The sequence below is a fragment of the Peteryoungia desertarenae genome, assembly GCF_005860795.2.
Taxonomy (GTDB): Bacteria; Pseudomonadota; Alphaproteobacteria; order Rhizobiales; family Rhizobiaceae; genus Allorhizobium; species Allorhizobium desertarenae.
This window is the reverse complement of the sequence record NZ_CP058350.1, coordinates 378940-391363: the sequence shown is the minus strand read 5'-3', so window position 1 is coordinate 391363 and position 12424 is coordinate 378940. Positions and strand designations below refer to the sequence as shown.

Here is a 12424-nt window from a genome sequence, read left to right as displayed (position 1 = left end):
ATCTCTCTGCTTTGACAGGGCGGTGGTCTCCACTCTAATGATTGCTGCGATCATGCCAGCCACAGGAGCCGACGTGAAGATCACGATCCTTGACCCGACCCATCCATTCTTCAAGCCGCTTTGGCGGCGCGTGCTGTCGGTGTTGCTGCCGGGTGTCTGGGCTGCCGTAGAATACTACAATGGGGCGACCGGCTGGGCGATCATGTTCTTTGCGGCGTCTGCCTATGCAGCTTACGAGCTGCTGTTCATGTACGACCACACGATGAAGAAGGCTGCTGAAAAGGTAGAGGCAGACCGGGCTCGCCTTGCGGCGGAAGCCGAGCGTCGAGACGAGGAATAAGGAGACATTGCATGACCGAACTGCTGCGGAAGCCTTCAGGCAAGGCGGGCAAGGTGCATGACATCACGCCCGCCTCTGCAGGATGGGGTTATGTCGGTTTCGGGCTGTACCGTCTGAAACGCGGCGAGGCAGCGTCCGAGCAGACTGGAGAAACCGAGGTCATTCTCGTTCTGGTCGAGGGCAAGGCCCGGATTTCCGGTAGCGGGAAGAAGTTTGGTGAACTCGGCGATCGCATGTCCGTCTTTGAAAGAACGCCGCCGCATTGCGTCTATATTCCTGCTGGCAGCGACTGGTCCGCCGAGGCCACCACCGATTGTGTGCTGGCCATCTGCACAGCACCGGCCATGCCCGGTCGCGAGGCACAGCAGATAGGTCCAGAGGGCATTTCATTCGTCGAGCGCGGCAAGGGTGCAAATACGCGCTATATCTACCCAATCGCCATGGAAGATCGCGATGTCGCCGACAGCCTGCTGGTGACGGAAGTCTTTACGCCCTCGGGCAACTGGTCGTCCTATCCGCCGCATCGGCATGACGAGGACAATTATCCCGAGATGACCTATCTCGAAGAGACCTATTACCACCGCCTCAATCCGGCCCGGGGCTTCGGCTTCCAGCGTGTCTTCACCGAAGACGGCTCGCTAGACGAGACCATGGCCGTGTCGGATGGCGATGTGGTGCTGGTGCCTAGGGGGCATCACCCTTGCGGTGTGCCGCATGGTTACGAGATGTATTATCTCAATGTCATGGCCGGGCCGATGCGCAAATGGCGCTTCCAGAACCATCCGGACCACGACTGGATCTACCAGCGCGACAATTCCTGACGCTAGGGTTTTATCGTCTTTCCTGGAATTGTTCCAATCCGCTGGGCATTGGCCTGCGTACTAGGTGCACAACTGCGCCAAAGATGGAGACGCACCCATGCCCAAGTTCAGCTTGGCCCTTGTCGGGCTTGCCCTGAGCCTGCTGCCGTCCGCCGGACAGGCAGCCGAGAAGTTTACATTTGAGGACTACTTCACCGGCCGCATCGAAGCAGTCGGGTCTTTCAGCGCCATCAATGGCGTCAAGCGGACCTTTACCGTTGATCTGCATGGCCAGTGGGACGGCAAGACACTGACGTTGAGAGAAGACTTTGTCTTCGATGATGGCACAAAGGATCGCAAGACCTGGCGTTTTACGAAGACCGGTCCGTCTACCTATTCCGGCACGCGTGAAGATGTGATTGGAGAGACGACAGTCACGATCAATGGCTCTGTTGCGCGCTTCAACTATCTCGTCTATCTGACGCCTCAGACCCAGAGCAACAAGGTTCGCTTCTGGGACAAGATGGTGCTTCGTGACGATGGTACGGTATTGAACACGGCGCTTGTCACCAAATTCGGCTTGCCGGTCGCCAAGACCACAGTCGAGTTTCGCAAGCCGGGCTACGGGTCACAGGCGGCCTCCAAGTGATTGGTGGCTTCGTCAGCGGTCGCTGAGCCAGACATGGATGCCATTTGCGGCAGCAAGACCCGTGGCAAAGCAGGCAGTTAGGAGGTAGCCGCCGGTCGGCGCCTCCCAGTCCAGCATCTCACCGGCGATGAAGATGCCTTCTTTGGCCTGCAGCATGAGTTTTTCATCAATTGCAGACAAGGACACGCCGCCAGCCGTCGATATGGCTTCCGCGATCGGGCGGGGGCGCTGCACGGTAAGTGGCAAGGCCTTGAGCATGGCAGCTAGGCCCTCTGGTCGAAGGTGGTTCGCCCCGGGAGCCATCTCCCTCACCAGCGCTGCCTTGACCCCGTCGAGTCCCGCCGCTTTTTTCAGCCGCGTTGAAAAGCTTGCTTTCGCATCCTGACGCGCCAGATCACGGGTCAGTCTTTCGGTCGTTCGCCCAGGAACAAGATCGAGAGACAGGACCGCTTGTCCCTGACGCGCGCAGCCCTCACGAAGCGCTGCGGCATGGGCATAGATCAGGCTTCCCTCGACACCGCCACGGCTAATGACAAATTCACCCTGAGTCGTACCGGCTGCAGAACTGGCCTTGACGGACTTCGCGGGTGCGCCGGCAAAGCCTGTGGCGAACTCCTCCGAGAAAGCGCAATCGAAGCCGCAATTCGATGGGACGAGTGGTGAGATGCTGATGCCCTCGCGTTCGAGGATAGGCACCCAGGCCGCATCCGAGCCAAGCCTTGGCCAGCTGGCGCCACCAAGCGCAAGAAGCGTGGCATCTGATGTTACCGATCTCTTGCCCTCCGGCGTCTCAAAGACCAGAGCATCGCCATCAAAACCAATCCAACGATGGCGTGTCAGGATCGATACGCCCAGCGTATCCAGCCTGCGTAACCAGGCGCGCAGGAGAGGTGAGGCCTTCATCACCTTTGGGAATACCCGCCCGGAGGAGCCGACGAAGGTTTCCGTGCCCAACTCGGCTGCCCATTTGCGGATCGCCTCTGGTGGCATCAGGTCAAGTTGTGGCTTCAGCCAATCGTTGGCAGTTCCATAGCGCCTTGCAAACTGGGTAAAGTCTTCGGAATGGGTGATGTTCAGCCCGGATTTGCCGGCCAGCAAAAATTTACGACCCACGCTTGGCATGGCGTCGTAGATCGTTACCGCGAAGCCCAGGGCGGCCAGCCGTTCTGCCGCCATAAGCCCCGCCGGGCCGCCGCCGATGATTGCCACATTCTTCTTTTTGCCGGTTTGCATGCAGACTGGCTACATCAAGCAGGTGATTTGTCCAAGCCTCAGCAGTGATCCGCGATGATCATTGCGGCCGCCATTTCGGCAATCATCAGGGTCGGGGAATTGGTATTGCCTGACACTATGGTCGGCATGACCGAGGCATCGGCAATGCGCAGGCCCCTTAAGGCCCGCAGCCGCAGGCGTGGGTCGACGACGCTGTCCGGATCCGCCCCCATGCGGCAGGTGCCGACTGGGTGGAAGATCGTGGTGCCGATATCGCCGGCCGCCTTCTCCAGCTCGGCATCGCTTTCAAGGTCAGGCCCAGGCCGATATTCTTCCGGCTGATAGCGGGCAAAGGCGGGCTGAGAGGCGATGCGGCGGGTCAGCCGGATCGAGCGGACGGCGACGTCGCGGTCACCAGGCGTCGAGAGGTAATTCGGCGCGATCTTCGGCTGGGCGGCGAAGTCCGGCCCCGCAATATGCACCGAGCCCCGGCTTTCGGGCCGCAGATTGCAGACACTCGCTGTCATCGCTGGGAAGGGGTGAACGGGGTCGCCAAACTTGTCGAGTGACACCGGCTGGACATGATATTCGAGGTCGGCGGTTTCCTTGTCCGGGCCGGAGCGGGTGAAGATGCCGAGCTGGCTTGGCGCCATGGACATCGGGCCTGAGCGGCGGAGTGCATATTCCAGCCCGATCATCGCCTTGCCGACGAGGCTCGATGCGCGCTCGTTGAGGGTCGGTACGCCCTTGACCTTGAAAACGAGGCGGAGCTGCAGGTGGTCCTGCAGGTTTTCGCCAACGGCTGGCACTTCGCGCAAGGTCTCGATCCCTGCATTTTGCAGGACATCGGCGCGACCGATGCCTGACAGTTCGAGGATCTGCGGCGAGCCGATTGCGCCGGCTGACAGCACCACCTCGCGGCGGGCGGCAAAGCGTTTCAGCTCGCCGTCGTGATGCACCTCGGTACCGGTCACGCGGTCGCCTTCGATGGTCAGCCGCTTCACATGGGCGCAGGTGAGGATGGTTACGTTCTTGCGGTGGCGGATCGGCTTGAGGAAGGCTTTGGCCGTGTTCCAGCGGATGCCGGAGCGCTGGTTGACCTCGAAGAAGCCGGAGCCTTCGTTGTCGCCGCGATTGAAGTCGTCGGTCTCCTGGATGCCTGCCTGTTTGGCCGCCTCACGAAAGGCTTCCAGCACCTCCCAGCGAAGCCTGGCTTTTTCCACGCGCCATTCACCGCCGGCGCCATGTTTTTCGTCGGCCCCTTTGTGGAAGTCTTCCATCTTCTTGAAGAGGGGCAGTACGTCATCCCAGCCCCAGCCTTCGCAGCCCATCTGGCGCCACTGGTCGTAGTCGCGGGCCTGGCCGCGCATATAGATCATGCCGTTGATCGAGGAGCAGCCGCCGAGCACCTTGCCGCGCGGATAGCCGATGGCGCGACCGTTCAGCCCCGGTTCGGCCTCCGTCTTGAAGCACCAGTCGGTGCGCGGATTGTTGATGCAGTAGAGATAACCGACCGGGATATGGATCCAGTGATAGTTGTCGCTGCCGCCAGCTTCTAAGAGCAGCACACGGCGCGCGGGATCGGCTGAGAGCCGGTTGGTGAGCAGGCAGCCGGCTGTGCCGGCGCCGATGACGATGTAATCGAAAGTCTCCATGCTCCTCCCCGACCGCTGCCAGCGTCTCAACTGTTTCGCAGGCGACCCTCCAGGAGGTCAAGCACGGAGCGGGCGGCATCCATGACATTCGTGCCCGGACCAAACACGGCGGAGACGCCGTGCTCCAGCAGGAAGTCGTAATCCTGGCGCGGAATGACCCCGCCCACGACCACGATCACATCATTGGCGCCCTTGGCCTTCAGCGCTTCGACCAGCTGCGGGGCGAGCGTCTTGTGGCCGGCCGCAAGCGATGACATGCCGACGACCTGCACCTTGTTGGCCACGGCCAAGTCTGCCGCTTCCTCCGGCGTCTGGAAGAGGGGGCCTGCCACGACCTCGAAGCCGATATCGCCGAAGGCGGATGCAATCACCTTGGCGCCCCGGTCATGGCCATCCTGGCCGAGTTTGGCGATCAGGATGCGCGGCTTGGAGGCCGCTTTGCCATAGTCCTTGAGGCGGGTCGACAGCGTCTCCATTTCCGGATCGCCCTCATAAGCCTTGCCATAGATGTCATGCACGACTTCGGGGACCGCGACGTGATCGCCAAAGACGGCACGCATGGCATCCGAAATCTCACCGACGGTGGCGCGCGCGCGGGCCGCCTCGACTGCGGCTTCGAGCAGGTTGCCCTCGCCTGAGCGGGCGATTTCGGTGAGGCACGCGAGGGTGGTTTCTACCCGCTTCGGATCGCGCTGGCGGCGCGTCTGTTCGATGCGCTTGACCTGCGACAGCCGAACGGCGGTGTTGTCGATTTCGAGGATGTCGATGGGTTCTTCGTTTTCCAGACGGAACTTGTTGACCCCGACGATCACTTCCTCGCCCCGGTCGACGGCGGCCTGGCGGCGGGTGGCGGCCTCTTCGATCAGGCGCTTTGGCAACCCTTCATCGACGGCCTTGGTCATGCCACCCAGGTTTTCGACCTCCTCGATCAGCGCCCAGGCTTTTTCCGCCAGTTCGTTGGTCAGGCTCTCGACATAGTAGGAGCCGGCCAGCGGATCGACGACCTTGGTCACGCCGGTCTCGTTCTGCAGGATCAGCTGGGTGTTGCGGGCGATGCGGGCGGAAAATTCCGTCGGCAGGGCAATTGCCTCGTCGAAGGAATTGGTGTGCAGCGACTGGGTGCCGCCGAGCGCTGCCGACATGGCCTCGAAGGCGGTGCGGATGATGTTGTTGTAGGGGTCCTGTTCCGCCAGCGACACGCCGGAGGTCTGGCAATGGGTGCGCAGCATCAGAGAAGATGCCTTCTTCGGCTCGAATTCCTGCATGATGCGGGTCCAGAGCAGGCGGGCGGCGCGGAGTTTTGCGGCCTCCATGAAGAAGTTCATGCCGATGGCGAAGAAGAAGGAGAGGCGCCCAGCGAACTCATCGACATTCAGGCCCTTGGCGATGGCCGCGCGGACATATTCGCGCCCGTCAGCCAGCGTGAAGGCAAGCTCCTGCACCAGCGTCGCACCGGCCTCCTGCATGTGATAGCCGGAGATGGAAATGGAGTTGAACTTGGGCATCTCCTTCGCCGTGTATTCGATGATATCGGCGATGATCCGCATCGAGGGCTCGGGCGGATAGATATAGGTGTTGCGGACCATGAACTCCTTGAGGATGTCGTTCTGGATGGTGCCCGACAGTTTTTCGCGCGATACCCCTTGCTCCTCACCCGTAACAATGAAGTTCGCCAGGATCGGGATGACCGCACCGTTCATGGTCATTGAGACGGAGATGTCCTGCAATGGAATGCCGTCGAACAGGATCTTCATATCTTCGACCGAGTCGATCGCCACACCCGCCTTGCCGACATCGCCTTCGACGCGGGGATGATCCGAGTCATAGCCGCGATGGGTGGCAAGGTCGAAGGCGACGGACACGCCCTGCTGGCCGGCGGCCAGCGCCTTGCGGTAGAAGGCATTGCTCTCCTCGGCCGTCGAGAAGCCGGCATATTGCCGGATCGTCCAGGGGCGCCCGGCATACATGGTGGCTCGAGGACCGCGCACGAAGGGGGCAAAGCCCGGCAGGCTGTCGAGATGGTCGATCCCGGCGATATCCTCCGCCGTATAAAGCGGCTTCACCGGAATGCCCTCCGGTGTCTCCCAGACGAGGCTCTCTGCCGTACGCTTCAGTTCCTTTTCGGCAAGCGCCTGCCAGTCGGCGATGGTTTTTTTGGTCATCCGGTCTTCTCCCTGCTCCGCTTGCACTGCGGGCCGATCACTTCATGTGCTAGGCGCTTAGCCCTCAAACTCCATGATCAGCTCATCAACCGCGAGGCTCTGGCCCGGCTTGACGACGATCTTCTTCACGGTGCCGCGCCGTTCGGCCTTGAGGATGTTCTCCATCTTCATCGCCTCGACGGTGGCGAGCGCCTGACCGGCTTCCACGGTCTCGCCTTCCTTGACCGCAACCCCGGTGATGACGCCCGGCATGGGGCAGAGCAGCATCTTGGAGGTATCCGGCGGCAGCTTTTCGGGCATCAGTTTGGCAAGTGCTGCGACGCGCGGCGAGCGGACGCGGGCAGTCAAATCCATGCCGCGCCACCGCAGACGAATGGCGGGGCCCTTGAGGTCGACCTTCACCGCAAGCGTGTCACCGCCGATATCGACGGTTGCCAGTGTCTGGCCCGGCAGCCAGTCGGTGGCGATCACCAGCTCGGTGCCGGAGGCGAGCGAGACACGGGTATTGCCGGTGCCTTCGGTGATTTCAAGGGCATGGTCGGCTCCGGCGAGATTGACGACCCAGTCCTTGCCGAGCTTGCGGGTGTGATTGCCGATCGTTCCCGAAATCTGGATCGCACGCGCCTGCAGGCGAAGATGGATGACGGCGGCAATCGCGGCGAGCTTCTCGGCGGACGCGGCATCCGGGGTGACGCCGGTGAAGCCGTCCTTGAATTCCTCGGCGATATAGGCCGTGGTGATCTTGCCGGAGCGGAAGCGCTCCTGGTTCATCACCGCCGAGAGGAAGGGCAGGTTGTGGCCGATGCCTTCGACCTCGAAGCTGTCAAGCGCTTCGCTCATCGCGCCAATCGCGGTCAGGCGATCGGGTGCCCAGGTGCAGAGCTTGGCGATCATCGGGTCGTAATACATCGAGATCTCGCCGCCCTCGAAGACGCCGGTGTCGTTGCGAGTGACGGTGCCTTCCGCGGTCGTGCCCTCTGCCGGAGGGCGGTAGCGGGTGAGGCGGCCGATCGAGGGCAGGAAGTTGCGATAGGGGTCTTCGGCATAGAGCCGGCTCTCGATTGCCCAGCCGTTGAGCTTCACATCATCCTGACCGAAGGAGAGCTTTTCGCCCGCCGCCACGCGGATCATCTGTTCGACGAGATCAAGGCCGGTCACCAGCTCGGTCACGGGATGCTCGACCTGCAGGCGGGTGTTCATCTCGAGGAAGTAGAACTTGTTCTCTTTGCCATCGACGATGAATTCGACAGTGCCGGCGGAGTGATAGCCGACGGCCTTGGCGAGAGCCACGGCCTGTTCGCCCATGGCCTTGCGGGTTGCGGCATCGAGGAAGGGCGAGGGGGCCTCTTCGATGACCTTCTGGTTTCGCCGCTGGATCGAGCATTCGCGCTCGCCGAGATAAAGCGTGTTGCCATGCTTGTCGCCGAGCACCTGGATTTCGATATGGCGCGGCTCGGTGACAAATTTCTCGATGAAGATGCGGTCGTCGCCGAAGGAGTTCTTCGCTTCGTTCTTCGAGGACTGGAAGCCTTCGCGGGCCTCCTCGGCATTCCAGGCGATGCGCATGCCCTTGCCACCGCCGCCGGCCGAGGCCTTGATCATCACGGGATAGCCGATCTGATCGGAGATTTTTACGGCTTCATCGGCATCGGCAATTAGCCCCATATGGCCGGGGACCGTCGAAACACCGGCTTCGGCGGCCAGCTTCTTCGAGGTGATCTTGTCACCCATGGCCTGTATTGCACCAACCGGCGGGCCGATGAAGGTCACGTCCGCCTTTTCCAGCGCCTCGGCAAAGGCCGCATTTTCCGACAGGAAGCCGTAACCCGGATGGACGGCATCGGCTCCGGTCTGCCTGATCGCATCGAGGATCTTGTCGATAACGATATAGGACTGGTTGGATGGTGCCGGGCCGATATGCACCGCCTCATCGGCCATCTCGACATGCAGCGCATTGCGGTCGGCATCGGAATAGACGGCGACCGTCTTGATGCCGAGTTTCTTGGCGGTCTTGATGATCCGGCAGGCAATTTCGCCCCGGTTGGCGATGAGGATTTTCTGGATCACGTATTTTCTCTCCCTGCCGTTTATCATCTGGGTCAGCCTCCACACGCACGTGAGAAAAGCCGTCCGCTATTCCTTGACCTTCTTCTTCAAGCCCTTGCCCACGCTCTGCTCGCTCGTGGCCTCGCCAAAGGCTTCCGGAAAGTTCTTCCGGGCCAGCGGCTCGTTGATCTTCAGCTTGGCGAAGTAGGATTGCGGATCGAAACCACGCTCGGCGGCGATGACTTCGCGGCCGAAGAGGCGGCAGAGGCGTTCGCCGTCGAGATTGCCGCGCTCGAAGGGTTCGGTGCCGAAATACTGCCAGAGCGCCTGCATGAAGCCCAAATCGGCAAGCGCCACCGTCTGATCCATGGTGCGGTGGCGTGGCCAGTTGGTCACCGGCGTTACCTTCGGATTGGCGCGGCGGATCGTATACTGCCACTGCGTTCCAGGCAGACCGAGCGGAAAGCCCTGGTGTTTCGGCATCAGCGCATCTTTTGCCATGGGTTCACACCTCGAACACGTCTTCGAAGGATTCGGGGAAGTTCTTCCGCGCCACCTTCTCGTCGATGACCAGCATCGCCTCGTAAGACAGTGGATCGAATTCCTTGGTGGCCGGGATCACTTCGCGGCCGAAAAGCAGGCTTAAGCGTGCCGCATCGAGATTGCCACGCTCGAAGGGTTCTGCGCCGAAATGGTGCCAGAGCGCATGCAGGAAGGCCGCGTCGATGCGGTGTTCCTTGGTGCCGGGGCGCGCCTTGCGGGGCAGGGCCTTGATCGGGGTAACGCCGCGCGGATTGGCGCGGCGGATGGTGAACTGCACACCGGTCCCCGGCATGCCGCCGGGGAAACCGCGATGTTTGGTCATGTCGGGGAGGCTTGGCATGGTCTCTCCTTACGCCGCAGCGATCTTGTCCTGCGTCTTCGTATCGAAGTCGGAGGCATCGTGGCGTTCATGCAGCTGTTCGGAGAGCGGGCCGGATGTCTTGTTGACCATCGCCCCGCGCTTCACGCCCGGACGGGCGGCGAGCTGCTTCGTCCAGCGCTGGACATGTTCGTATTCGTCGACCGAAAGGAAAGTGCCGGCATCGTCATAGGCGCCGTGCAGGGCGAGACGCCCATACCAGGGCCAGATCGCCATGTCGGCAATCGTGTAATCCTTGCCGGCCATGAATTCGTTGTTGGCGAGATGGCGGTTCAGCACATCCATCTGGCGCTTCACCTCCATGGCATAGCGGTCGATGGCATATTGGATCTTCATCGGCGCATAGGTGTAGAAATGGCCAAAGCCGCCGCCGAGGAAGGGGGCGGAGCCCATCTGCCAGAAGAGCCAGTTCAGCGTTTCGGCGCGTGCACGGGTCTCGGTCGGCAGGAAGGCGCCGAATTTTTCCGCGAGATAGGTCATGATCGAGGCGCTCTCGAACAGGCGGATCGGCTCACCGCCATCGACCGGCGCATGGTCCATCAAGGCCGGGATCTTGGAATTCGGGTTCACCTCGACAAAGCCCGAGGAGAACTGGTCGCCCTTGCCGATATTGATCAGCCAGGCATCGTATTCGGCGCCGCCGTGACCGGCTGCCAGCAGCTCTTCGAGCAGGATCGTCACCTTCTGGCCGTTCGGCGTGCCCAGCGAATAAAGCTGCAGCGGATGCTTGCCGACCGGGCGTTCCTTGTCATGCGTTGCGCCCGCGATCGGGCGATTGATGCTGGCAAAGGCGCCACCATTGCCGGGCTCCCAGGTCCAGACCTTCGGCGGCACATAGCCGGTGGGCAGGTTCTTCTCGGGCGGGAATTTTGTCTCGGTCATGAAATCGGATCCTTTCTCGGTGAAGCGCCTCGGGCGCGCCGAGAGTTATATAGGCCTTCCGTGTCGTCCTTGCCCACTCTCAATGCATGATCACAACGGGCCACTGTTACAACGGGATCGTGTCGTGCTTCTTCCAATGCGTGCCAACCTGCTTGGAGCGGAGGCTCGCAAACGCCTTGGCAATGCGGCGGCGCGAGGAATGCGGCATGATCACTTCGTCGATGAAGCCGCGTTCGGCGGCCTTGAAGGGGTTGGCGAAGTTGACTTCGTACTCCTTGGTCCGCGCCGCGATCTTCTCGGGATCACCGAGTTCCGAGCGGTAGAGGATTTCGGCAGCTCCCTTGGCGCCCATCACGGCGATTTCGGCGGTCGGCCAGGCGTAGTTGATATCGGCGCCGATATGCTTCGAGGCCATGACGTCATAGGCGCCGCCATAGGCCTTGCGGGTGATCAGGGTCACCATCGGCACGGTCGCCTGGCTGTAGGCGAAGAGCAGCTTTGCGCCATGCTTGATGACGCCGCCATATTCCTGGGCGGTGCCGGGCAGGAAGCCGGGCACGTCGACCAGCGTCAGGATCGGGATCGAGAAGGCGTCGCAGAAGCGCACGAAACGGGCGGCCTTGCGCGATGAATCGATATCGAGGCAGCCGGCCAGCACCATGGGCTGGTTGGCGACGACGCCGACTGTCTGGCCTTCCATGCGGATGAAGCCGGTGATGATGTTTCTCGCAAAGGCTTCCTGGATTTCGAAGAAATCGCCCTCGTCGGCCAGCGCGTAGATCAGCTCCTTCATGTCATAGGGCTTGTTGGAACTGTCGGGGATCAGCGTGTCCAGCCGCATTTCGACGCGGGCGGGATCGTCATGGAAGGGGCGGACCGGCGGCTTTTCGCGATTGTTGAGCGGCAGGAAGTCGAAAAGCAGGCGAACCTGTTCCAGGGCTTCGATGTCGTTCTCATAGGCGCCATCGGCGACGGAGGATTTTTTCGTATGCGTCGAGGCGCCGCCCAGTTCTTCGGCCGTCACGATCTCGTTGGTGACGGTCTTCACCACATCGGGGCCGGTCACGAACATGTAGGATGAGTCCCGCACCATGAAGATGAAATCGGTCATGGCGGGCGAATAGACCGCACCGCCGGCGCAGGGGCCCATGATCACGGAAATCTGCGGAATGACGCCTGAGGCATCGACATTGCGCTTGAAGACATCGGCATAACCGGCAAGCGAGGCGACACCTTCCTGGATGCGCGCGCCGCCGGAATCGTTCAGGCCGATCACGGGTGCGCCGACCTTCATCGCCATGTCCATGATCTTGCAGATCTTCTGGGCATGGGTTTCCGACAGCGAGCCGCCGAGCACGGTGAAATCCTGGGAGAAGACATAGACCTGGCGGCCGTTGATCGTGCCCCAGCCGGTGACGACGCCGTCGCCCGGCACCTTTTGGGTCTCCATGCCGAAATCCACGCAGCGGTGGGTGACATACATGTCGTATTCTTCAAACGAGCCTTCGTCGAGCAGGACCTCGATGCGCTCGCGGGCGGTCAGCTTGCCCTTGCCGTGCTGGGCGGCAATGCGCTTTTCGCCGCCGCCGAGGCGGGCCTCGTCGCGGCGGGCTTCGAGCTGGTCCAGGATTGTGAGCATAAGTCCTCCCGAAAGGTCTTCTGGCTTCTGAGCCTTGATATGACAGTTATTCCACTGTGCCGCAGAAGAAAACGGTTGAACAGGTGCATCTGTGGATTTATGAATTTGCAAATTGAA

General features: G+C 61.5%; 11 protein-coding genes. 3 read left to right on the top strand and 8 right to left on the bottom strand.

Annotation, left to right across the window (positions count from 1 at the left end; translation table 11 throughout):
* Positions 1 to 73: 73 nt before the first annotated feature.
* From FE840_RS01910 to FE840_RS01900, 3 genes are all read left to right on the top strand, one after another.
* The gene (locus tag FE840_RS01910) at positions 74 to 340 is read left to right on the top strand and encodes a hypothetical protein (RefSeq protein ID WP_246318830.1); all 267 of its coding nucleotides are present in this window, start codon (positions 74 to 76) and stop codon (positions 338 to 340) included.
* Between the two features lie 11 nt (positions 341 to 351).
* On the top strand, positions 352 to 1161 hold the full coding sequence (gene iolB / locus FE840_RS01905) for a 5-deoxy-glucuronate isomerase (RefSeq protein ID WP_138288487.1): 810 nt from the start codon (positions 352 to 354) through the stop codon (positions 1159 to 1161).
* Positions 1162 to 1258: 97 nt separating this feature from the next.
* Complete coding sequence (locus tag FE840_RS01900; RefSeq protein ID WP_138288486.1) at positions 1259 to 1789, top strand: DUF3833 family protein; 531 nt, start codon at positions 1259 to 1261, stop codon at positions 1787 to 1789.
* A gap of 12 nt (positions 1790 to 1801) precedes the next feature.
* Here FE840_RS01900 and FE840_RS01895 read toward each other — a convergent pair whose 3' ends face one another.
* The 8 genes from FE840_RS01895 to FE840_RS01860 all read right to left on the bottom strand — a co-directional run bounded on the left by FE840_RS01895 (position 1802) and on the right by FE840_RS01860 (position 12307).
* On the bottom strand, positions 1802 to 3022 hold the full coding sequence (locus FE840_RS01895) for a TIGR03862 family flavoprotein (RefSeq protein WP_138288485.1): 1221 nt from the start codon (positions 3020 to 3022) through the stop codon (positions 1802 to 1804).
* Positions 3023 to 3060: 38 nt separating this feature from the next.
* Complete coding sequence (locus tag FE840_RS01890) at positions 3061 to 4656, bottom strand: GMC family oxidoreductase (RefSeq protein ID WP_138288484.1); 1596 nt, start codon at positions 4654 to 4656, stop codon at positions 3061 to 3063.
* A 26-nt stretch (positions 4657 to 4682) separates the two neighbouring features.
* Positions 4683 to 6818 (bottom strand): methylmalonyl-CoA mutase, encoded by a 2136-nt coding sequence (gene scpA / locus FE840_RS01885; RefSeq protein WP_138288483.1) that lies wholly within the window; start codon positions 6816 to 6818, stop codon positions 4683 to 4685.
* A 57-nt stretch (positions 6819 to 6875) separates the two neighbouring features.
* Complete coding sequence (locus FE840_RS01880) at positions 6876 to 8885, bottom strand: acetyl-CoA carboxylase biotin carboxylase subunit (protein ID WP_138288482.1); 2010 nt, start codon at positions 8883 to 8885, stop codon at positions 6876 to 6878.
* 66 nt (positions 8886 to 8951) lie between these two features.
* Positions 8952 to 9365: a hypothetical protein gene (locus FE840_RS01875; protein ID WP_138288481.1), complete on the bottom strand. Its 414-nt coding sequence runs from the start codon at positions 9363 to 9365 to the stop codon at positions 8952 to 8954.
* A 4-nt stretch (positions 9366 to 9369) separates the two neighbouring features.
* Entirely contained in the window at positions 9370 to 9747 is a 378-nt protein-coding gene (locus tag FE840_RS01870) for a hypothetical protein (RefSeq protein ID WP_138288480.1), read from the bottom strand.
* 9 nt (positions 9748 to 9756) lie between these two features.
* Positions 9757 to 10668 (bottom strand): glutathione-dependent disulfide-bond oxidoreductase, encoded by a 912-nt coding sequence (gene yghU, locus FE840_RS01865; RefSeq protein WP_138288479.1) that lies wholly within the window; start codon positions 10666 to 10668, stop codon positions 9757 to 9759.
* 106 nt (positions 10669 to 10774) lie between these two features.
* Entirely contained in the window at positions 10775 to 12307 is a 1533-nt protein-coding gene (locus tag FE840_RS01860) for an acyl-CoA carboxylase subunit beta (RefSeq protein WP_138288478.1), read from the bottom strand.
* Positions 12308 to 12424 lie beyond the last annotated feature (117 nt).